Genomic DNA, 24,436 nt, shown 5'->3' with positions numbered 1-24,436 from the left:
ATGATGTAGTGACGTGTACTATCCATGGCTTATACGACTAAATCCCAGCGAACTGATAACTATACACTAGTAGACATTTGATCCGAGGAGGAATGAGTATGTTGATTGGTGTACCAAAGGAAATTAAAAATAACGAGAATCGTGTTGCGATGACCCCGGCAGGAGTGTACACACTTCGTTCGTGTGGCCATGAAGTACTTATTGAAACGGCAGCTGGTGTAGGATCAAGTTTTACAGATGAAGAATATATGGAGGCGGGGGCAAAGATCGTTCAGACAGCGAAAGAAGTATGGAGCGCTGAACTGGTTATGAAAGTAAAGGAACCCATTGCCTCTGAATATCGTTATTTTCGTAAAGGGTTACTCCTATTCACATACTTACATTTAGCATCTGAGTCACAGTTGACTCAAGCTCTTTTAGAAAGTAAAGTAACAGGGCTTGCCTATGAAACCGTTCAGTTACCTAATCAATCATTGCCTTTGCTCGCGCCGATGAGCGAAGTAGCAGGAAGAATGGCAACACAAATTGGTGCTCAATATCTTGAAAAAACGAATGGTGGAAAAGGTGTTCTACTAGCTGGAGTACCGGGTGTTTCTCGAGGGAATGTCGTAGTAATTGGTGGTGGGCAGGCAGGAACAAATGCAGCACGTATTGCGATAGGGATGGGTGCTCACGTAACCGTACTGGATTTGTCAGTAGATCGTTTACGGCAAATAGATGATATTTTCGGCAATAATATTCAGACGCTGGTTTCAAATCCACATACTATCGCAGAATCAGTCAAAGAAGCAGACCTCGTAATTGGTGCAGTGCTAATACCGGGAGCCAAAGCACCTAAGCTTGTCTCTGAAAAAATGGTTCAATCTATGAAGCCTGGATCGGTTCTTGTAGATATCGCAATCGATCAAGGAGGAATTTTTGAAACATCAGATCGTGTAACGACACACGATGCCCCGATCTATACAAAACATGGTGTAGTACATTATGCAGTTGCAAATATGCCAGGTGCAGTACCGCAGACGTCAACAGTAGCATTAACTAATGTCACTGTACCCTACGCGCTGCAAATTGCCAATAAAGGATGCAGACAGGCGCTGCTAGACAATGAAGCACTTCGAAAAGGTTTAAATACTATGAATGGTCATGTAACACACCAAGCCGTTGCGGAAGCACAGGCCATACACTACACACCTTCAATCTCTATATTAGAAAACAATGGTTTAGTAACTAATACCTAAAAGCATGGTTATGTACAAATGAAATGAGTCCCTCTACCACCCTATATTTTGAAAAAAATATAGGGTGGTAGAGGGACTTTTTTTCTTTATACGATTGAACAAATCTTTCATTCTATGTAACAAATCTAGTAAAATCCTGTATAATCGTAATCAAAAGGAGGTTGCTAGATTTGAAATTTATGACGAAATGTATCACAACTACTCTGTTCACCGTTCTGTTCACCCTCGTGATGACGCTGTCAACCGAAGCGGCTACTTGGCCTGACCATTCACCTGATCAAAATCCGGACAAGCCGTGGACTGTCACGTTCAATAAACCAGTAAATAAAGATACGGTTACCCCCAACTCGATTTATATCACGGATTCTAAAGGAGTAAAACAGAGCACTGCAATAACATACTCGGACTCCGACAAGAAAGTACATATCGCGCCGCCAACAGGAAACTATCGTAGTGGCGAAACTTACACATTACATATCACGCAAGCCGTGCTTAATACAGATAACCAACCATTAAAAGAACCGGTTACTAAAACGTTTTCCATTAAAACGGGAATCACATATGACTTGGCGAATGTACAAGCCAATGGCACGACTACCATAGTGGAAAGGTTTCCAAGTTTTGAAGCAGCGGCAAGCCGTATGAATAGCAATCAAGTCGTGCTGTTCCAAAACAACATCATCCACATGCCGAAAGGGCTTATTTCAACCGTGGCATACGGCGGCAGCTCATTGACCATTTTGCATGCTGATCAAGACCTGAAAATTCAAGAAACATATGTCCCAGCAGATACGGAACTTGTGTATGTTGACTCGACAGCCACTTCTGTAAAAGTAGAGCTTGCGGGAAGAAACTTCTATATCAAGCCACAAAATGCAACGATGTTACCGAGTCAGACCGTAACGGATCGCACCTATTACAAAGTATCGAATCGTTCACTCTATCATTTCATTTACTCACATAGGACAAAGACGTTCGCTTCGTATGAAATGGGTGCTGCTCCAAACTTCATGCAAGAAGGGGTAAAGTATTACAGCACGGACGGCAGTCACTTCCATAATGAAGCAGGGGCTTTGATTGGCACGGCTCATCAATACTTTCAGTACTTGCCGATGCGTAGTATGACACGCTATACAGCTGAAGAGTTGGATGCATATATTATGAAACAGCTTAGGGGCCTGGAGCAGTCTTATCCGAACTCTTCCATTTATAAAAATGCGGCAACGAGAAGTAAATTAATCGGGTTGGGTTCAGAATTGAAGCGAATTGAAAGAGAGAGTCATGTGAACGCGATGCATATACTGGCTCTTGCACAGCATGAAAGCCAGTATGGACTCAGTAAGCACGCGCTGGAATCCAATAATTTATTCGTTATGTACGTAACAGATGACAATCCGTTGAATAAAAACTTTGATTCGGTAAGCGCAAATATTCAAGAACTGGTCGATGCCTTTTTGAATAGAAATTACTTACCGCCTCAAGCCAAATATGCGAATGGAACGAATTTCGGTAATAAAGCAGTCGGCATGAATGTTAAATATGCATCCGATCCTTACTGGGGATCAAAAATTGCAGGGCATTTGTACCGTATGGACCGTTCGATGGGCGGAAAGGAAATAGCTAACCAGCTGAAGATTGGATTGACGAATCCGTCCATTTTGAATGTACGTCCTATACCTTCATCAGCACCAGGCACGCCAATCATGTATAAATATCAAAAGATAGGCATGCCACTCGTTATTTTGGATGATCAACTACCTGAAGCGCCATGGATCAAAATCCGTTCAGATAAGGCTCCATATGACGCGGTATATGTGCATGGAGATTTAGTAGATCCGTTAGAATGGCAATGAACACTGATACAACCCCTTACCTAAATTATCGGTAAGGGGTATTTTTATTCAATCCGCTTGAAAAACTCTTTCGTCAAGTCACCGTTAATTCCTATAGCTGCAGCGCTTCCGGTTCCCGCTGCGACTAGTAGCTGTGAAGGGACGATATGTGAAACATCGCCCGCTGCATAGACATTCCAAACTGTTGTCCGTCCGTAGTCATCGGTTAAAATCCCACCGTATTTATTGCGCTCACATCCTAAGTCTTGAGCGAAATGATTGGGATGACTCCAGCGCGGAGAGGCAAATCCGCCTGCGCGGTCTATCAATGTACCGTCTTCAAGTCGCACACTGTGTAGTTGCCCGTCTATCCCTTCAAGACCTGAAATGATATCATCGACAATTTGTATTCCTTTCGCACTCAACTTCTTTTGTTCCTCTGCCGTCAGCTGACCTTCTCCACTGGTGAAAACAATCAGATCCCGGCTCCATGTATACACTTCCGTTGCTAATTTAAACACGTTTTTATCCGCAAATACAGCCAATGAACGATCTCGCAATTCCCAACCGTCGCAATACGGACAACTGAAGATGGATGTGCCATAAAAGCGCTCAATACCTGGCACATTAGGCTGTTCATCACGCAAACCGACAGCAAGAAGTACTTTCTGTGTGCGGAACGTCTTGCCGTCTGCTGTCATTAACTCATAATGTGATTCATCCAATCGTTCGACTGCAACAATTTTTTGATGATGAAATGTCACAGACGGATACTGCGTCAGTTCTCCCCGCCCAATCTTTCGTAATTCTGAAGGTGGCACACCGTCACGCGTTAAAAATCCATGTGACGCACGGGAGACGCGATTTCTTGCATGATCGTCATCAAATACAATAATATTCCGCCTTGCCCGTCCGAGTACTAAAGCCGCACTTAATCCAGCAGGACCGCCACCAATAATTGCACATTCATAGATCATTGCTATTTTCATCCCTTTTCATTCCATTTTGGTTATAGGACTTCCCATGAAACGTCTGAAGTAAACTGTAGTGTGTGTAGTTTGGGGAAAATAGCAACAGATATGTTGGGAAAAAGCGAGAACATATCATGTCTTTAGGTAATAGGGATACGTTCGATGCTTTACGCTTTATTATTTATATTTCATTCTACACAATTAGGCTAAAAGGACCGGTTCTAGATTCTTAACAAATGGCTAATTATGCCGATAAATGGAGAAGGAGACTTCATTTTTATATAGCCATGTGTATAGGTTAGAAATTTAGTATAAAAGACGTTACTGGCTATTTATTGCAACGCCAAATTTATCAAGCGGAGGAGAATAAGGAGATGAAACAATTTTGGAAAGCGACATTTGCACTGATACTGTTGGTCTGTGTGCTTGGTGCGGGGTTGAAGGCTGATGCAGCGGTGAAGCCGGGAACTCCGGAACCTGTTGAGAAGAAGCCTTATGAGTATGAGTTTGTGGAGGATTCAGCAGAAAAGTATAATGGCTTTACAGGTGCAAAGAAGATGGTGATTACGTTTGATAAGGATATAAATTCTATCAAACCCTCTGACGTGTACGTGGAACAAATAGTTGAAGGTAGAAATAAAACATTACCATTAGTTAAAAATATTGATCCAGTTGGAAAAAAACTTACTATTACATTTAAAAATCTAGAGCTTGTTGACTATAAAGGGAAAGAGGATTTTCAGTTGGTGGTAAAACAAGGAAAACTTTATTTTGACCAGTTGACTAATTATGAATTCCCATTCAAATTTTATGATCTGACACCTGGATTTGAGTCCGTGTTTGTTAATACAAACAACGCAACGCTTATTAACGAGAAAATCTTCAAGCACAATGAGCCGCGAAATATTATGATTCAAGTGCCACCAATTTATATCACAAAGATTGAAACAATTCATCGCTACAAAGGAGTTGTTGATCCGGCTAAGAGCGCACCGAACTTATCAAATATTGATGTCATTGCACACGAAGAAGCGAAGCGTTTGAAAGTAAAGTTAGGAACAAACAATACGCAATATGAAAGAGATTTAGATCGCTCCACAGCAGGCGTCAACGGTTTCTCAATGGGACAAGCAGGTATTGATGATCTCGCTTGTGTGCCAAATACACCACCAAAAGATGGTTGTAAAGAGTACACTCTAAATGACGATTTTGAATTAACTGCTTTTAGCAAAGATGGTCGCAAGCTTGAAACGAAAAACTTTAAAATACGAGTCAGTGACAAGGAAAAAGATTTTAAAATAAATGATTATGTAAAAGCAGATACTAAATTCATCGGCAAACCGGTATCGCTTTATGAGTTGATGCTATCGCCTATTTTACTAGATAACATTATGAAAGAAATTGATGTAAGGGCATTGAATGATTTAGGCGTTAGTTATTCTGTAGCGCCTGTAGCCACCGTTACAACTCGTGAACAATTGGAATTAGCATTAATAAATGACAAACTTAAGAAAATTAGTTTATCAGGGAATTTTAACTTAGCTAATACACCTGCCGTTCCATTTGTGATTGATCGTGATGTGACGATTGCAGGTGGAACTATTACTGGAGACATTCAATTAGGTAACGGAAAAGATCGAATCATACGTCTGGAAGGCACAAAGATTAATGGCAACCTGATAGTTGATGTAGGCGCTAACGGCACTGCTGTGCTAGATAAAGTGACTGTTACAGGCAATACATCAGATCCGCACACAAAAATAGTGAGTGGAGGATCAAAATCTATTCATTTGAATGATTTCAAATCTAGGAATGGAATAGAAGTGTCGAATATAAAGCAACTCCGAATTGTCACAACTAATACTTTCGAAGATACTTTAATATTCGATTATAAAGCACAAGCACCTGTTCAGTTGGAGGTAGTGAGTGGAAAAGTAGATCTTACTTTAGGTGAAGATAACATGTTAGCGGAAAGTAATAAGTTCACTGTTTTCGCAAACGATAAAAACGATGTGACAGTATCCTCTGAGTTAACAAATAATACGTACTTTAGCCTTAATGAAGAAGTAGTGGAACTAGATGAAACGCCAGGCATAAAAAAGATAGATACTAAAGGCCGTTTTATAGAGGTTTTAAACGAAAATGGAGAGTTTTCTCTTGAAAACTTTGAGATAAGTGAATTATATTCAGAAACTATTCTCAAAGATAAAACATTAGAAGAGTGGACAGTAGTAGATCAAACAGAAGGATGGAAAATAATAAAGATAACAGATGGTTTTAATGTTTCCCAAGTTTCCGGAGATGGATTCATTACATTGGAAACATCTGATGGGGACACAGTCTATCATTTGCCTATTCAGATTAAAATTACTAGCTAGATTTAATAAACCCAAGTCTAGTAAAACAAAGGAGTTGAGTTGAGTTTGTTTACTCAATTTGCTAGGAAATACCAGGTGTTCTGCTCACTGCTAACTTGCTTCCTAATAACTTTTGCGGATCCTGCAGATGCTTATGGAATTGCTAACCATGAAAATATAGTGGATGTAGGGAAGAGCCATCTAGTAGTTTTAAAAGAGGATGGAAGTGTATGGAGTTGGGGTGATCACACTTACGGTCAATTGGGTGCAGGTATTATCAGTTCTTCGAATGCCCCCTTGCCTATTCAATTGACGGGTGGAGATAGACTTTCGAAAATTACCGCAATCTCAGCAGGGGGCTACTATACAGTTGCCCTCGATGCTGATGGGGTTGTATGGAGTTGGGGATTGAATGCCTATGGTCAGTTAGGAAGATCTACAATTGGAAATAAGGATGCAAGTCCGCTTGAGGTTAGTATACCTACAATGGTTGACATTTCAGCAGGTGAAAGTCATGTGTTAGCGGTTGATGAAATGGGAAACGTTTGGACGTGGGGACATAATCCATTTGGTCAGCTTGGTAGAAGAACAGTATCTTCCTATACAGCTATACCGGAAAAAGTTGTTGGGTTAACTAATGTAGCAGCGGTGGTTGCAGGGAAAGATCATTCCGTTGTATTGAAAAAAGATGGTACAGTTTGGGCGTGGGGACGCAACACATATGGTCAGCTTGGAAATGGGGAAACAGCAGATTACAATGTAATTCCAAAACAAGTGTTAGGATTAAGCGAAATCATTGAAATTGCAGCCGGCGACAACCACACATTAGCTCTAAAACAAGATCGTACATCATTATTAGCATGGGGCCGTAATATATCCGGTCAACTAGGTGACGGTGGATATGAAAATAAGTTGACACCTTTCTTGGTAAAAGGCGTAAATAATATTCGCTCTGTGGCAGCAGGAGATAACCATACCATTGTAGTGAAAGATGATAGCACAGTCTGGCAATGGGGCCGCAATACATCAGGTATTCAAACTTCGCAGACCGCACCTATTCAAATAACAGGGATGTCTGATGCAGTAGCTATTGGCGGCGGAGGTTATCTGGACAGCTTCACACTGGCAGTAAAGTCAGATGGCACGGTCTGGCAATGGGATAAAGCGTCTTCAGATTCAACAACTAAATTACCAATCTTTAAGAAAGTTTCTGGGATTGACGGTATTATGAAGTTAGACGAGTTCCCCTACGTTCAAGGCGGACAAGTAAAGTTTAAATACATCGGAAACAGTCTGACTGAAGACGTAAAACTGAACGGAAGCTTCAACGATAATATTGATCTGCAAATGGAACGCAAACCCGGAAACGTCTGGGAACTGCAAGTAGAACTGCAACCCGGGCAGTATGAATACGGCTTCCGCGTCAACGGTGACTGGACAGTAGATCCGCTCAACCGAGATAAAACCATTGACGACTTCGGACGGACATTCAGCGTGCTGAAAGTTGCCCCGTACGCGACTGTGGGTCCGATCATCGACCACAAAGAGGTTACGTTCACTTACAGCAGCTACGATTATAATAATCAGCTTGAACTAGAAGCACAATCGAAATCTGTTTCTGTCATGGGTAACTTCGGTGATAATTACCACTGGATCGAAATTCCAATGATCAAGCAGCCGAATAATACATGGAAAGTGTCAAGAACATTAAAGCCGAGAGATTATTATTATTCATTTGTTGTGCGGGATAATGAAAGTGGTGCAGTCGCTGTGAAGCGGAATGACCCGTTAAATCCATTCTTACAGACAGATTCGTTGACGAATATTTCCCGTAACACATTTGTCGTAGCAGAAAATGTGTTGACGAAGATTCCTGTCGCATCGATCACACTCAGCAAAGGACCTGAAATGGACTTAATCGTGGGTGAGCAATCCACATTGACCACCAGAATCAGTCCATCAAACGCGACAAACCAAAATGTTAACTGGTATTCCAGCAAACCGACCGTAGCGAGTGTGGAAGGCGGTAAAATCACAGCGCATTCTGCAGGAGAAACGACCATTGCAGTCACTTCTGTGGACGGCGGGAAGATTGCCAGTGTCACGGTTACTGTAAAACAGCAAGACGGTGCAGTATCGTACCCCCGCATAGGATATAAAACAGAAGACGACCGTAAAAACGTGGAGCCTACAAAAGCCTGGAAAATCAATCTGAATCAAGAACTAGACATCAAGACATTTAATCCAGACTCGGTCTACGTATTGAATGAATCGGGTGTAAAGATTCCACTTGGTTATCAAGTGTCAAATAATAACCGAACGATGGAAATTCGATTGCAAAACGGCTATCAGTATAAAAAAGGTGCTAACTACTATCTATTTATAGAAGATACGGTAAAGTCATCGAACGGCGCTAAGTTGAAAGAAAAAGTGCAGTTGAAATTTCAGATTAAATTGTAACTGCACAGCAAAAAAAGGAGTTGTCCCATATGGGTGCAACTCCTTTTTGCCATCAGTTGATTTTAAATGTTTGAAGTAAAGACTTTTTCAAGAATTCCTTATTCTTCGTATTTCCTTTGAATTGACGGTCGATATGCAGAGTATACTGCTTACCTCGAGTGTAAGCCTTTTTTGGAACGACATAAATTGTCTTCCCGTCGCCACTCATTTGCAATGTAGTAGCCACTTTTTCATTAGTTGCATCATCTAGAACATAGATCAGGCCGGAGTACAACGCTTCGCGGTCTACTCGAGCGTTGAAATTAATGTTCAGAACTTTGTGCGTATCGTAAGAAGGTATATTTTTGCTCCAGTCAACTGCCGGTGCGGCTTCGAGTGCCGTGATCTGACTGATTTGATTTCCGTTTACAACGACTGCATATAACTCACCTGTTGGCGTTGAAATCTTGTCGTTAGGCGTATATTTCGTCCACTTCAGAATATCTGCAGGTGAAGCTGTAGCTACATATTTATTTTTTAATTGAGCGTTAGTTGACTGTGGACTAGTAGTGAATGATATGTCTTTACTACTTGTTGTGTAATAAATTGTGCCAGCTGTTTCAAGTCGTGCTAACTGCAGCGTATACGTTGCACTGCCAGTTGCCGCTGGATTAATACGTGGTGCACTCACACTATCAACCAAGGCGTACGTTCCAGGTTCATCCACAAGACCTATAGTTGAAGTAGAAGTAGTTGCACTTGGCACGGCAACTGTGTATCCATCAACCAGTTTCGCCAATACTTTAGTTCCCGATTTTGGTAGCTTCAACTCAATCGGTTGCATGAAGCGGGATAAGTTACCAAAGCTTACTTCATACGATTCGCCGGCAAGAGATTGTTTCAATGTAAAAGTAGAGTGTCCGGATTCTATTACGTTACTTGACGGGACATGGGCTTCCACTTTTTTATCTTTTGTTATAAATGTTACACCATATTCCTTTGCCATATCCATTTCAATAGGACTAAGTGAAACGGAAGGGGATAGTGGCGTAAGTACTCCGTCTTTTTCAAGCGGCAGGCTACCGACCGAACTGTTCGCCGCGTGTTTTACTGTAACAGAGTAGGTCTTCGTAGTCGATTTGTTGCCGGCTGAATTTACTACACTGTATGATTTAGGTTTGCCATCCGAAAAGTCTGTTTTTACTGATGGGTTCGGTGTGACAGTACCGATACTTGTAATGATAGGCGTTAAGCTTTCTAAATTTGCTGTTTTAGGTACTGTTACAGTAATCTTTTCTGCTTTTTGATCAATGACACTGATTGCATCTACTTCTTTAAAGTTGAAAGAGGTAATCAATGCAGTTGGTTTTGCATCTTCAAATATGTTGACATTTACCGGCAGGGAGGGCTGGCTTTCGATGCCGTTTACTGTTTGTGTGACGTAGTAGCCGATGCCTGCTGGAATATCTTTGAATGTGGCAGTGGAACCAGTTATAGTACCAGTTCCGATATATTGATTATATGAGTTATAAAGTTTTGCAATAGTAGGTGTTGTATATGTGTCTACAGTTGCAGTAAGTATATGAATATTATTAGATATAGCTACTTCTGGTTTTGTTGTTTGCTTTGGTGCTACTGTGATCAATCGAAACTTATTATCGGCTTTTGAGTTTCTATTGGGTGCGATTGAACTGTATCTAATTTTATACAAACCTGGTTGGCTAAATGAGGTAATACACTTAGAATTCGGACTACAATTGCTCTCAATTCCATCAGGTGTGATGATTTTAGTAGAGTTTTCTAAATTAACCTCTAAATAATCTTTTGCAACCATACCGGGATCATCAAATTGTAAAGGACTGCCTTCTGTATAGTAAGGTTCTTTTGATTGATTAATAACGTACGAAAGCTTTTCAGGACCATTTAATGTGATGTATGGCTTATCAAGATCGACTATCTCTATAACGTTTGATTGGCGGCTTTCTTGTTTACTAACCGTTTGTGTTACATAATAGCGACCAGGCACTACATTTTTAAATACGTATGTTTTTTCTTCTGCGTTCAATTCTATTTCGCCACTAATAGTAGAGGTCTGACCATCTTCATTAAGTTTAAAGAGTTTAAGAGTAGTTGACGAGTTAGGGTTGGATGTTCCTGGGTATATATTTTTCACACCGACTTCACCAGTTATTGCAGTGCTTCCGATTGCTATTACAGGACGAGGGTTTATAATGATAGTTCTTTCTAATAGTACTGCCTCATTTCCTGCTTTATCTCTTACGTTGTAAGTAATTTTGTAGGTTCCAGGCTTTTCGGTATTTACTTTGCCGGTAACAACAATTTTCTCAGCAAGCTCTTCAGGTGTGTCAATATTATCTAAAGCAGTGACACCATATTCAATATACTGGTCTCCGACTTCCAAAGTAATTTCCTTATCGTTAATAAGAGTTAGTACTGGGGATGTATTATCGCGAATTTCAATCTCAGTTGACGAAAGACTTTCTACATTATTTACAGTCTGAACGACGTAATAGCCTTGTCCAACTTGAACATTACTAAATTTATATTCACCGTCACTAACTTTATCAATTTTAGATTGAATTTCAGATGTACTACCATCTGTAGTTCGTTGATAGAGCTTTAAATTTGCACCACCATATACACCTTTAACAGTTATAGTACCGGTCTTACGTTGATTAAAGGCTATTTCCGTTTGATAATCAGTATCTTCTTTATAAATATTCACTTTGTTCGGATATACTGTTACATTACGTTGAATAGTTTTACTTAAATTGTCAAACTCTCCATCTGTTGCTTTATAGGTCACTGTATACTTACCAGGAATTGTTCTGTTGGATTCGTTTATAAGGTCACCCGTAACTTCTACTTTCATTTTTAAAGGTGTGCATGGTAAGACTACCGCACTTCCGCTTTCACAAAAAAAAGCTGTTTCTTTGCCTTCATAAACTTTCTTATTCTTATCAGTCACCTTATATCCAGCTTCAGTATATTTAACACTAGACACGATATCATTCGAATTAATCCCATAGCGTATTTCTAAATTTGCGTCACCATTTAAATTAATAATTGGAAGTTGTTCGTTATAAATCTCAATCTCATTCGATGGTGAACTTTGGACACCATTCTCTTTTTGTATAACCGTATATTTGCCTGCAGGGAGTTCCTTGAATGTGAATTGATTGGTAGGAGGTGTTATTTCATCTCCTACTGGAAGTCCGCCGCTATGAAGAACGATTTTGCTTTTTGCTTTTATATTTTTCACTAAAATCGAGCCTTCATTATTCGAAGAACCAGAGTTTTTCATTCGTTCAATTGTCAATTTACTAGGGTAAACAGTGAATAGTTCTGAATCGTCACTTACAGCTCCATTAATTGTTTGTGTGAGATAGTAATTAGAACGTGCATCGATAGCGTCTGATACACCAAACACCGCATTTCCATTGGCGCTGGCTGTAGTTTCACGATAGGGATTATCCACAGCATCTTTAATATAGAGCTTAATAGTACTTGAAGGAAACGCGTTTTCAATTTTAACGTTATAAGGATTTTGAAGAGTAGTGATAATATTACCGTTACTGTTACTTGAAACTGTAAGTGATTTGGGTTTGACCATAATAGGAGCAGACTCTCTAATAACATTAGTATCTTTTTCTGCCCGGACAATGTAGAGTCCTGCTGGAACGTTAGTGAAGACCGAACTATTATCTAATACCATGCCTTGTTGGTCCTTATTTCCATATAGTTTTCTAAGTGTTATTGTCCAATCGGTATTTCCACCATTCATTTTTACAGTAACTGTACCAGTATTATTCTCGTTTACAACACTACCGTTAACACTACCTGGAAAAACTTTTTCTGTATCTTCTGTAACAGCCACCCCAGGCAACGGCCCAACAGTAGAAAACACCAACAAAAAAGCCAAAAACGCAGGGAAAAACTTTTTCATCCTCTTCATTCCTTTCTTATTTAACCTCATAATACTGCGTCTCCATCATGTGGTTCGCTTCATCTAATACCATTATCGTCAATAAATTACCTTTCGCCAGACCGATCTGTCCTTTAGAAAAGGAATCGGCACCATCCCGTAGCAACTTGATCGAGTTCCCATTATTAATCGAATAGGACACTGTTGCTATTTCCGGTTTTACTTTAACGGAAACTGAAGTTGCTAAAGGGTTCATCGTGGCGGACACATCTGTTATGTATGTACCTGTCATTTCAAATTTCTTCGTTACTGGTTTGTTAAGAGTTTTGCCTGAAGCAGCTTTAAAACTAGCTGGAATCGTCAATGTATAGCGTTCGCCAAACAAGTATGGATTTTTCGGTTTTACTATAACTTTATCAAAATCTGCCGATAGAGAAAGAGACAGATTGTTATTTTGAGTTTGTATAGTAATGAGTTCCAGATTGGCTTTTTGATCAGATACTTCTTTCGAAAATGTGATAGTCCATGGCTTTACAGGATCGGTAACCGGCTCGATATCTGCTGCGTAACTGATTTGATTACTGAATAGACTTGTCAGCAGGAAACACAGTAACGCGACGGCAGTAACAATACGTAATCGCATAGTAAATTCTCCTTTTATGTGTGGGTTTATAGTATGTGGATACTACGAAGAGGAAAAAACGCTCTATCTATATTATCGGGAAGGAAGTTGGAAAATGAAGATACATAAGAAATTCATTGCTATGCTGTCGCTGTTTCTGGTTATGCTTTCAGTGACGCAGCCTTTGGAGACAAAAGCGGCTGAAAATGATTCCGCTAAAAGTTGTGGAGTAGAACGGGGTAAGGATATTGTCTTTGTCATTCAGGATACTCCTGCAATGCAAGCGCAAGATCCGGAACAGTACAGAATTACGGAAGCATTGTATGCAGTGGATCAGGGAAATTCGATGGATCGTTTTAGTGTAGTTGGTTTCAATGAAGCCGTAACAAAGCCATTCCCGTTATCATCCAATAAATATCAGGCAAAAGCCGCACTGAAAGAGTTAGCGGTATACTCCGACAAAAATGCAAATAATGCAAGTGTGGGCTTGGAAAAAGCGATCCGTGACTTGTCTGATACAAAATCTATAAATGATAAAATTATTATACTGATAACTGTTGGCACGTCCATACACAATGAGAAAAATCTGTCGCTCGCTAATGAAGCGTATGAGAAAGATATTCAAATTCATACAATCAGTTTTGGCAGTACGCCATCATCTAGTATCGATGAAACGACATTAAGGAAAATCTCAACGATAACAGGCGGGAATTTCAATACCGCAGTGAATGCAGCGTACTTAAGAAAAGTTCTTTCCAATTTACACCAAGAAATTGTTAGCTTTCCGGGGCGTGAAATTCGCAGTGACTGGACGTTGACAAGTAATGTAACGGAGCCAAAAGGGTTGCTTGTACATGAAAACGTGAAAATCGATTTGAATGGTTATAGCTTAACTGTGGAGAATGATTTAGTCATGCTGAAATGTACAGAGCTCCGTGCTGTCAATGGTGCTGTCATCAAGGCGGAGAATCTAGATCAAAAATCAGGTTCGAGCATCCGGCTGAATAACAGCCAGCTGAATGTGACGGGAAATGTAAAACAAGACGGTTCCATTGTAGTGAATGGAAACTATAAAAATTCAGCCGCGCCTGAACTGACGCTTGGCTCCTATACACAAAGAACTCACGGCTATGTAAATCTAAACGGCCAGGAAGCATTAATTACATCAACCATTTTGCAAGAAGGTCATATAGATCTAAATGGTGGAACATTCCATGCGAAAAGTGATTTGGAACAAAAAGGTCGCTTTAATGTGCAGGGAGGCAAGCTACAAGTAGACGGTAATCTGACAATCAATGGAGGACCTTTACTTGACGATGCGTTTACGGAGAATAAATCCCTAGATGTAGGCGGTGGGTTGTTGCAAGTAGGGTCTAAAGAATCCATGGAGATGACTAATAATAAAGGTCACGTCAGGCAAGTCGATGGACAATTATTCGTTAATCACGGAACGGTTAAAATTTATGGAGATTATACAATTGTTGACGGCTGGCTGACCATGATCAAAGGTTCAATGGATACAGCTACTCCTCAATATGGCGAAGGCGACGGAGATTATGTTCATGTTCATGGCGATTTTTCAACAGCGAGTAAACGGAACCATGCCACACGAGCATACATACATCTCAGCAAGCCAATGAATGACCAGGGGCATTTGACGGACGGTGTGCTAAAAATAGAAGGTACATTCACTCAAACGGGTGACGGAGAAGGACATCCGATTTATTCAGATAGGATGTTACAGTACGAAAAAGACTACAGTCGCTATAATTTCCATGCAGAAGGCAGACATAAAGTAGCGTTGATGAACAAAGGGAAGATCAGTGCGCAGGCGAAAGGATTTACATTTAATTTGCTGGAGTTACATGGCAGGTTGGCAGATTACCCGATGGACTCCTATATCCGGTGGAATCAGCTGAATGAAGTCGTAAAATCGGCCAATGCCAATTTGGTCAGTCTTTCGATTAACGACAAAGCAGTTCCCGGCTTCACACCGGCTGTAAAGAATTATTTCAGATTTGAAGTACCGGCAGATGATTACCCAGCAGGCGGAGCTCAAACAGTAAAAGTTGATGCGCGCCCGCAGGATCGTAATGCAATCGTCGATATTTTGGACAGGACCTTGACTTCTGATGGTACAGGAGAAGTAAAGATACAGGTGACTGCTGTTGACGGAACGAAAAGCGTCTATACGGTAGAAGTGAAGATCGGTCCTGGATCTGGCGGGAAAGTTACTTCTATTAAATTAGATAGACATGAAATCATCTTTACGGAAAATGATTCTGGGGGGTATAAGCCTGAGAAAATCGCAATTGGATATACAGTTTATCCGACAAATGCAACGAATCAACAAGTAAACTGGACATCAACTAATCGGGCTGTTGCAGAAGTGAATCCGAGCGGAATGGTAACACCCCGTGCAAAGGGGGAAACAAGTATTGTTGCAACTACAGCGGATGGGGGATTGATCGATTCGGCTGTGGTGAAAGTATTGGGTCAGAATGATCTACTTCAGGGAATTAAAACTCTGGACGATTTTGTTAGTGATAATGACCGCTACGATAAGATTATGGGCGGACTGTATGATATTAAAAACATCGGAATTGTTGTACCAGGAAATTATATCAAGAAATTAACATTTACAAATTCAGGTATGTTATCAGGCGGAACAATTGAAACAGGCAGTGGCGTTATACGTGTTGAAGTTCGGGTTAACGGCAGTACATTGGGTACTAATAAGGTGAATGCCAATTATCTATTCAACCGCGCATCCATGAAAGTCACCGACTATGTAGAAGTTATCGCATATGATGCTGCATCCAATGAACTCGAACGAATTGGAACTACTTATCCGGTAAACTTCACATCAACTTCCGGTGTGTCACCCGGTTATTACTCAATCAAGAGATTGTTAGAAGAACCAGCGTTATTCAACCAGATTTTAGATGAATACTCACCGAAACAATTACGGTTTAGCGCCAGATGATGAAAAGGAGGCAGGGCGTGCACAGGTGCGTCCAAATATATGCTATGAAAAAAATAAAAATTCTATTACTGTTCAGTATTCTACTGCTATTTATCCCAACTATATCGGCAAAAGCAACTGTGAAAAAAACGGCGGTCGGTGTATCAACAGCCTTTATAGAAAGAAGCGGCTCTACAACATTATCTGTATTTATCAGCAGTGATGAAAAAATTGCAGGCGGTTCATTTGATATACTTTATAATCCGGATCAGTTAAAAATCAATGCTACGGATGTCAAAATGACGGATACACTGTCTCAATATCTAGTAGCCGGAGGGAGCGATGCGGCAGGGAAAATTTCTATGTCGTTTGCAAAATCCAGTGGTAGTCTGATTGATAATACTGTCATGGAAGTGAAAGCCACCGTACTGTCTGCAGGTTATGGGAATATACACAATCTAACGCTACAAAACGTGGAATTGTATGATGAACAGGGCAAGCGCATTACAACTCAATTAATAAATGGACAAATCAAGCCATTCGTGGGCAAGGAATCCACGCATCCGAATTCAGTTGAAGTGGATAAGCCATGGCTTATTACATTAAGCAAACCGTACAATCCGGCGACATTGAACACAAGCGCTGTCAGCTTAAAGCGTGGAACCACAGATTTTCCTATTGAATTAGTAGTAGCTAATGACACACAGTTCTGGGTGAAGCCAATTGGATCCTATATACGCTCTACGTATACATTAGAAATTACGGATCAGCTTCGGTCAATTAATGGTGCGAAATTAACTCAGCCAGTACGGCTTAAGTTTAAGGTGAATTGAGGTGAAGGATATGAAAAATATAATGAATAAAGTTTTATTATTTCTACTAGTGATGGTCGCAGTCGGAGTATCAGATTTTATGACAGAGTCAACATACGCAGAGATACTGGAAGTCGGCGAAAGTCGTTCACTCGGTACAACAGTAGAAGTACCGATTACCATTCGGGACACTTCGTATTTAACGTCAGGAAACTTTGTGATCACTGGGCCTCCTACAGATAAAGGAGTTACGTTGAAAAGTTTCCGACCAACATCAGCTTTTGACGATCAAAAATTCCGGACGAGATCAATTATTACGAATAATACATTGGATTTGAACTTTGTGCCGATTTCAGGAAAGGAAGAACGTCTGATAGGAAATAAAATCTTAGTAGGCTATTTAGTGTATGAACTCTCCTCTTCATTTAAAGCTGGGGATTCTGTCGATCTTTCCATCACATCGTTAAACATGAAAGGCCGTTTAAATCAAGATGTTATTGTGACACCCATGAACGGAAAAATTGTGCGCAAGATGCCAGTCGGTGACGTGGTAGGGAACAATAAGCCGACTCCCGCAGCGGCTATCCGAATACTGCAGCATTTGAATAATCCAATAACAGATCGTGAAGCATTCTTATCTGCTGATGTAAATGGAGATGGAGTGTTAACTCAAGAAGATGCACAAATCATCCTAGACTATATTGCAGGAACGCGCTCTACATTCTTGGCCGTTCAATCTAAAGAGTTTGACAACGCGGTATTAAAAAGCGAATATATTGAGCAAGTAACGGCTATGAATGGTCGTGCACCTTATTCATTCAAGCGCTTAGGTACCCTCCTTGCAGGCTTGACAGTAAATGAAAAAACAGGTGAAATCAGCGGAATACCAACACGAGCAGGAACGTTCATTTTCGATATTCAAGTAACTGATGCAGTCGGTGATATAGAAAAGCGGAAATTCAGTATACAGGTCATTGATTCCAATATCTTGTCCGTCGAAAAACCACTGCCAATCAACGTCAAATTGAACGGTACTCCTGAACTACCGACAAAAGTGAATGTCACGTATAAAGACAAAACAACAGGCAAAGAAGCAGTCAGCTGGGGGCCAATAGATACATCAAAAATCGGAACAGTGATTGCGAAAGGGAAAATTGGGGACAGCGGATTTACGGTAAGTGTTGAAGTCAATGTCGTATCGACGAATTACTTAAACGACGTAAAAGTCGCATTTGTACAGTTCTTGAATCTCCATACGATTAAAGTCGATGTGTCGACAGACGTTTATAAAGTAACGGTTAACAATACGTATAACATGCATTTTGAAGGAGATAAGAAATTCAGCTTAATCAGTTCGAATTTCCCGGCGAATTCAACAGTCACATTCCGTATGTATGATAAATATGGAAATCTACTTGAAACAAAGCAACATATTTTAAAACCTAATTAACTACACATAGCCATCTTCACTGATCGATAGATAATCAGAGAAGATGGCTTTTTCCTGTGATAGTATAGAAAGAAACGCCCAAGGGAGATCCATCATATGACTCATTCACAAGAAAAACACGTCCTAATATACGGGGACATTTTCGTAGACTATATCGCAACAGATGAAACGAACACCAAATTCTCGACATTCCTCGGTGGGGCAACAATCAATGTAGCGGCGGGTGTCTCTCGCCTAGGTGCAAAGTCTTCATTAATCACCGTAATCGGAGAAGACGAGGACTCGGTATTTGCAGAAAATCAGTTGCGTCAAGAAGGTGTGGATATAACGTTTTCTGTCCGTTCTCCAGAGAAAAAAGTCAATCGTGTTTATGTACATTTGACTCCAGAATGCGATCGAGTATTTGTAAAATACATAGATGACACGCCTGACCTCCAAGTCCAACCGAGTGATTTACAAGAACAAGCTTTCCAAAACGCTTCAATTTTACATATATGCTCGGGAACGATGTTCCAGCCAACAGCTTTGGCAACAACGAAGAGAGCTGTCGAATTAGCAAAAGAACACAATGTATATCTCTCGATAGATCCTAATATACGTCCGTTACGTTGGGAAAGCGAGGAGAAATGTCGAGATACGATCCTTTCATTTTTAGATCAAACGGACTTGCTTAAACTAACCGAAGAAGAACTCATGTTTCTTATGCAAGAATCGAGTATAGAAAAAGCACTAGAGCGACTGTCCGTCTATAATATTCCTGTTATCATACTGACGATGGGCGAGGCGGGAACTCTTGCCGTCATTGAAGGAGCACAACATCATGTAGCGGTTGAGCCAATTGATCCCGTCGATACAACAGGAGCAGGAGATGCTTTCTTGGCGGGCGTCCTTCGCGGTCTTCATTTAAATGGCAAGCCAGAATCACTCGAAGAAATGCTTGCACATATCGAGTTCGGCAATCAAATGGGGGCGCTATGCGCAATGAAAGTCGGCGCGCTTTCCGCGATGCCGCATACGGATGAACTAGAGTGATGTTGCGATTTAGATTTTGACTTAATACTCACTCATGGCTGATCAACGCTCAATGTGCCTGCTAATTCGCTCAATCGTAGCCACCGAGCGCTCTATGTGCCCGCTTATTCGCTCAATCATTGTCCGCAAGCGCTCTATAACCTCATTCATCCGCTCTATCACATCCCCTGGGCGCTCTAAAAAGCTAAATGAGGAACATAGTAAACACATTAAAAAAGCAATGGAGAAAAAACATAGCCAAATAGAATAAAAAAATGTACACAGTGCGCTGTGTACATTTTTTTATTCTTTTAGGAGCCATATCTAATAGTACAAATATCATCTACATCAATCATCTGGACTTCTGAATCACCAAATGGCTGAAAGTGGACTGTACGAATTTTTCTATCGAATTGTAAGTAGTATCCATTATGTTGTACTTCCTTTGAATCCTTCAGTGTAATTTCTACCGGTGCGCCCATTGTCAAATCAACAAGTATATGAATAATTTTCTTTTCATCATAACATCGTGCTTTTCTTCTCGGAATATACGGCACGTCATAATCATGGTGTGGTCGGAACCTTTTAGATGACATGTTTTAATGCACCTCCTTCTCTCTTTAGCGTATGTAGAAATTGGTTAGAGAACTGTGCAGCTTCATTGGATATATGCAATAAGAATGGATTGGTGTATATATATTGAAAGAAAGATTACTGAAAGTCATATTTGCAATGTCGATAGGGATAGTAGAACTAGAGTAAATTGAATAGAAGTATGTCTTTTGTATCAGTCCGTATGATATAATTATGAGAGAAAAGTCATTTGAATCCATTGGGGAATGGAAGAGGGGGAACCGTATGTACTGTCCGAAATGTGGTCATAAAAATACAGAAGAGGCGAATTTTTGTGGGGGCTGTGGTAAGGCGATACGAGCGGTGCGCAATACTAAACCTATTTTCGCAATGATCTTGGCATTATGGATCGGTGGGCTTAGCTATGGCTACGCGACAGATTGGAGTTTTCGCTGGCCGACAGAAACGATATCTTCCGTTAAAACAAAACTTGTTAGTAAAGATGAAACCGAATTGAAGATTAAAAAGGCGCCTACTGTTGTCAATGAAACGAAGAAGCAAGTAAAAGATAAAACAGAGCTCATTAAAGAATCGTTACCGAGTGTTTTCACCATTAGTACAGGAGACGGTTCGGGTTCAGGTTTTCTGTATAAGGCTGGCGGCTATATCGTGACGAATGCACACGTAGTGGCAGGCTATACCGACGTGACCGTGAAGAATTCTGTGGGTAAAGATTTTAACGGTACTGTCATTGGAATTTCTGATCGTTATGATATCGCGCTGATCAAATCAGAAGCGAATAAACATGTGAAACCATTTGTGACTGAGATGAAAGAGACTCCTATCGGTACGGAAGTTATTGCGCTAGGGAGCCCAAAAGGTCTTGAGAATACCGCGTCTATTGGGTATTTGACGGGTTTAAATCGGGACATGGAAATGGATTTTATTTATGAAAAAATCTACCAGATTGATGCACAAATTGATCACGGCAGTAGCGGCGGTCCGTTGCTAGATGCAATTACGGGTAAATTGATTGGCATTAATTCCTTACTCTATAAAGACAATACCGTATTCGGGTTTTCTATTCCGATGCATAGTATGCAAAAACAGGTTGACGACTGGATTGACGAGCCAATGAGCAATAAAGCGGTGGATGCGTTATTTAACGTCTACGATGATTATGTGCCGGAATCGTATCAAAATTCGGATGATACCTCGTTTGACTATGAGGACTATGGTGGTTATGACGACTCTGAAGAGGAAGACTATAATTACGAAGAAGAGCCAGAAGAGTATGGGCCTGATACAGAAGTAATGGATGAAGAGGTAGAGTATTTCATTCATGATTTCCGAAGTCAATATGAAGCGGCCATCGACCATAACGATTACGATTATATTGCGCCCTATATTGCAACTGGAAGTTCGGCGGAGAGTGAGCTGCTAGAATTCCTAAATGAGCTATCCGTGAAAAATGAGTTTTATGAATTTATTGATACGTCCGTGACTGATGTGATCTATACTGATCAATCGATTGAAGTGTATACGTATGAAACATTGAATTTCACGAAAGAAGATGGAACGGTACAGTATTTGGAAAAGAAGAAGTTGTATACAGTGGTGAATGATGAGTATGGTGATCATCAAATTCAACAGATTTCGAATCAATAATAAGTTGTTGAAATGTCCGAGTTGAGGCACTGCAACGGCTTTTTTGTATTATTGGAAGCAGAATATGCTATGAATTCTACAGGCTTGAATGGTAGTAAAATATGCTATAATTTTCCTAGAGTAGGAGGCGATCATTCATGGAGCATAAAAATTCAGAGCGTTTTCTCATTGCATTTAACCGAATTGATAAATCGTTGATGAAGATTACAGATTTGCCGAACCATTTTTCATTCTCAAAGAAGATTGATAGAGCAAAAACACAACATGCTTTGGTTGCTCATTATGAAGAGGATCTACGGGAGTTTGGCAGTTTACGTAATGCGATTGTGCATAATCGGACGGGGTTTGATTATGCTATAGCAGAGCCCCATGATGAAATTGTAAAACTGATTGAGAGTATAGATGAAAAATTAGCCAATCCGTTAACGGTCAAAGATTTATTTTCCGGCAAAGTACATATTGTGCAAGCGGATGAATCACTCGCCACCGGTCTGCGTTTAGTTAGAGAATGGAAGATCAATCAATTGCCTATTTACAAAAAGGGTCGATTTATCGGATTAATTACCGCAGATGGCATTATGAATTGGCTGGCAGATCAGGAAACAGATTGCATTTCCCGGGAAATACCGACATTATTAGACGTATATAATCACGAGAAAAGAAGAAAAACCTATCGTTTCGTCAAAAGTTCCATGTCGGTGTATGAAGCAGAAGGTTTTTTTAGAAAGTCCATTGCTTCGGGGAAACGACTCGAAGCACTGCTCATCACCGAACAAGGCGGTAAAGATGAGAAACTACTTGGCATCATTACGCCATTGGATTTACTGAAAATAGATGAATGAAGAGTTTAGAAAAGGTGAAATGGATGGATAGTGAACAGAATAAATTATTGTATGAGCCTGCAATTCATTTTCACAATGTGTCGTTTGAAGTAAGGGACACGAAGATTCTCGATGCGATAACCGGATCATTCCCTACAAATCAAATCACGGTATTGGTCGGTCCTTCTGGTGCTGGGAAAACGACGTTATTGAAAATGTGTAACGGTCTGCTGAGTCCTACTACTGGGGAAATTACAGTACAAGGGCAGGCAATTCATGAAATGTCACCAATCGATCTACGTCGAAAAGCGGGTATGGTGTTACAAAATTCACCAATGATCACCGGAAGTGTCTATGATAATTTGGCACTGCCACTACGTTTACAAGGCAAGAAGTTGAGTAAAGAAAAAGCGTTAGATATTTTAGATCAAGTGGGTCTTGAAGGTGAGTATCTCGAACGTGACAGCCAGTACTTGTCGGGTGGTCAGCAGCAGAAAGTATCGATTGCAAGAACATTATTGAATCAGTCGAAGATTTTATTGATGGATGAAATTACATCCGCGCTAGACCCGTCTTCATTGAATGAAGTGGAAGATTTAATTCGTACACTGCATGAAAAGCATGCCATCACGGTCATCTGGATCACGCATAATTTGGAACAGGCGAGAAGAATGGGGCAATATGCATGGATTATGGTGGACGGGAAGTTAGTGGATGCCGGCGAAATATCCGTACTTGATGATTCAGATATCCCTTCGGTCAATCGCTTTTTGAAAGGTGACTTTTCATGAGTACCACTGCCTTATTCCTAACACTGATATTTGTGTTGATACCGTTAGTACTCTCCAAAACGCTTGGATTGCAGTTGGAGAAAGATACTATTATCGCAACGATTCGTTCAACTGTGCAATTAGTGGCGGTCGGCTTCGTATTAAAGTTTGTCTTTGATTCAGAAAGTTATTTGTTCATCTTTTTGATGGTAGTCTTGATGATCGGCGCGGCCGTGCAAAATGCGCGTAAAAAAGGAGAAGGGATTAAAGGAATCACATGGAAGCTGATTGTGACTTTTGTGTTGCTAGAAGTGTTGACGCAAAGCATCTTACTTGGATTCAAGATTGTCCCAGCTACTGCACAATATATTATTTCATTGACCGGTATGGTGATCGGAAACTCGATGGTACTTGCGATTTTATTCCTCAATCGTTTCGTGGCGGAAGTGGAAGCGCATCGACCAGAAAGTGAACTAATCTTGTCACTTGGCGGCACACCAAAACAAGCGATACATAAGCAATTGATCCGCTCTATTCAGGCAAGTATGATTCCGACAATTGAAAGCCAAAAGACGATCGGATTGGTGCAATTGCCCGGTATGATGAGCGGTCAAATTATCGCAGGGGCCGATCCTTTAGAGGCTGTTCAATTTCAAATCTTAGTCATATTTTTATTACTGACAACTGCTGCATTAACGAGTGTTTGTTTAGGTTTACTCTCCTATCCAACATTGTTTAATGAACGCATGCAAATGCTACAACGACAAGAGCATTCGAAGTAACTACTTTTCGAGTACTCTTTAAAGTGATACAAGCCGAAATTTTGTACGACTCGTAACAATAATAATATGGAGAATCCACGGAACCATCTTGGTATAAGACAAGCTTAGCTATTCGAAAATAGACGTCACTGCAAAAAAGCCTACCTAACAAAGGAGCGAGGCTTTTTTGTCGTTCAAGA

General features: G+C 40.5%; 16 protein-coding genes. 12 read left to right on the top strand and 4 right to left on the bottom strand.

Annotated features, from left to right (window positions below):
• Nucleotides 1-98 precede the first annotated feature (98 nt).
• Both ald and CSV67_RS14065 read left to right on the top strand, forming a co-directional pair.
• Nucleotides 99-1,238 carry an alanine dehydrogenase gene (ald, locus tag CSV67_RS14070; protein WP_099632234.1) on the top strand — a complete coding sequence of 380 codons (1,140 nt, stop codon included), beginning with the start codon at nt 99-101 and terminating at the stop codon, nt 1,236-1,238.
• 179 nt (nt 1,239-1,417) lie between these two features.
• Nucleotides 1,418-3,091, top strand: a complete 1,674-nt coding sequence (locus tag CSV67_RS14065; RefSeq protein ID WP_233192627.1) for an N-acetylglucosaminidase — start codon at nt 1,418-1,420, stop codon at nt 3,089-3,091.
• A 44-nt stretch (nt 3,092-3,135) separates the two neighbouring features.
• Here CSV67_RS14065 and CSV67_RS14060 read toward each other — a convergent pair whose 3' ends face one another.
• Complete coding sequence (locus CSV67_RS14060) at nt 3,136-4,059, bottom strand: NAD(P)/FAD-dependent oxidoreductase (protein ID WP_099632232.1); 924 nt, start codon at nt 4,057-4,059, stop codon at nt 3,136-3,138.
• 356 nt (nt 4,060-4,415) lie between these two features.
• On the opposite strand from CSV67_RS14060, the gene CSV67_RS14055 reads away from it, so the two are divergent.
• Both CSV67_RS14055 and CSV67_RS14050 read left to right on the top strand, forming a co-directional pair.
• Complete coding sequence (locus tag CSV67_RS14055; RefSeq protein WP_099632231.1) at nt 4,416-6,419, top strand: hypothetical protein; 2,004 nt, start codon at nt 4,416-4,418, stop codon at nt 6,417-6,419.
• A gap of 45 nt (nt 6,420-6,464) precedes the next feature.
• Nucleotides 6,465-8,858, top strand: coding sequence for an RCC1 domain-containing protein (locus tag CSV67_RS14050; protein ID WP_158232953.1), 2,394 nt, complete (start codon nt 6,465-6,467; stop codon nt 8,856-8,858).
• A gap of 52 nt (nt 8,859-8,910) precedes the next feature.
• On the opposite strand, the gene CSV67_RS14045 is transcribed toward CSV67_RS14050, so the two are convergent.
• Nucleotides 8,911-12,834: a DUF5011 domain-containing protein gene (locus tag CSV67_RS14045; protein ID WP_099632229.1), complete on the bottom strand. Its 3,924-nt coding sequence runs from the start codon at nt 12,832-12,834 to the stop codon at nt 8,911-8,913.
• Entirely contained in the window at nt 12,821-13,426 is a 606-nt protein-coding gene (locus tag CSV67_RS14040) for an Ig-like domain-containing domain (protein WP_099632228.1), read from the bottom strand. Before CSV67_RS14040 ends, CSV67_RS14045 begins: the two co-directional genes overlap by 14 nt.
• 94 nt (nt 13,427-13,520) lie before the next feature.
• Here CSV67_RS14040 and CSV67_RS14035 point away from each other — a divergent pair, with 94 nt between their 5' ends.
• The 4 genes from CSV67_RS14035 (at nt 13,521) to CSV67_RS14020 (ending at nt 19,664) form a co-directional block, all read left to right on the top strand.
• On the top strand, nt 13,521-16,391 hold the full coding sequence (locus tag CSV67_RS14035) for an Ig-like domain-containing protein (protein ID WP_158232952.1): 2,871 nt from the start codon (nt 13,521-13,523) through the stop codon (nt 16,389-16,391).
• Nucleotides 16,392-16,435: 44 nt separating this feature from the next.
• Nucleotides 16,436-17,203, top strand: coding sequence for a cohesin domain-containing protein (locus CSV67_RS14030; RefSeq protein ID WP_099632226.1), 768 nt, complete (start codon nt 16,436-16,438; stop codon nt 17,201-17,203).
• A 22-nt stretch (nt 17,204-17,225) separates the two neighbouring features.
• Nucleotides 17,226-18,632, top strand: a complete 1,407-nt coding sequence (locus CSV67_RS14025) for an Ig-like domain-containing protein (RefSeq protein ID WP_158232951.1) — start codon at nt 17,226-17,228, stop codon at nt 18,630-18,632.
• Nucleotides 18,633-18,728: 96 nt separating this feature from the next.
• Nucleotides 18,729-19,664 carry a carbohydrate kinase family protein gene (locus CSV67_RS14020; RefSeq protein ID WP_099632224.1) on the top strand — a complete coding sequence of 312 codons (936 nt, stop codon included), beginning with the start codon at nt 18,729-18,731 and terminating at the stop codon, nt 19,662-19,664.
• Between the two features lie 290 nt (nt 19,665-19,954).
• Here CSV67_RS14020 and CSV67_RS14015 read toward each other — a convergent pair whose 3' ends face one another.
• Nucleotides 19,955-20,239, bottom strand: a complete 285-nt coding sequence (locus CSV67_RS14015; protein WP_099632223.1) for a hypothetical protein — start codon at nt 20,237-20,239, stop codon at nt 19,955-19,957.
• A gap of 262 nt (nt 20,240-20,501) precedes the next feature.
• Between CSV67_RS14015 and CSV67_RS14010 the strand changes: the two genes are divergently transcribed.
• The 4 genes from CSV67_RS14010 (at nt 20,502) to CSV67_RS13995 (ending at nt 24,257) form a co-directional block, all read left to right on the top strand.
• Nucleotides 20,502-21,884, top strand: a complete 1,383-nt coding sequence (locus CSV67_RS14010) for a trypsin-like peptidase domain-containing protein (RefSeq protein WP_158232950.1) — start codon at nt 20,502-20,504, stop codon at nt 21,882-21,884.
• Nucleotides 21,885-22,021: 137 nt separating this feature from the next.
• Nucleotides 22,022-22,726, top strand: coding sequence for a CBS domain-containing protein (locus CSV67_RS14005; RefSeq protein ID WP_099632221.1), 705 nt, complete (start codon nt 22,022-22,024; stop codon nt 22,724-22,726).
• Nucleotides 22,723-23,496: an ABC transporter ATP-binding protein gene (locus CSV67_RS14000; protein ID WP_233192625.1), complete on the top strand. Its 774-nt coding sequence runs from the start codon at nt 22,723-22,725 to the stop codon at nt 23,494-23,496. The genes CSV67_RS14005 and CSV67_RS14000 overlap by 4 nt, the downstream gene beginning before the upstream one ends.
• On the top strand, nt 23,493-24,257 hold the full coding sequence (locus tag CSV67_RS13995) for an ABC transporter permease (RefSeq protein WP_099632219.1): 765 nt from the start codon (nt 23,493-23,495) through the stop codon (nt 24,255-24,257). Before CSV67_RS14000 ends, CSV67_RS13995 begins: the two co-directional genes overlap by 4 nt.
• Nucleotides 24,258-24,436 lie beyond the last annotated feature (179 nt).

Source organism: Sporosarcina sp. P2, assembly GCF_002743255.1.
Classification (GTDB): Bacteria; Bacillota; Bacilli; order Bacillales_A; family Planococcaceae; genus Sporosarcina.
Note: the sequence above shows the minus strand (reverse complement) of the source record. Positions and strands in the feature narration are given on the sequence as shown.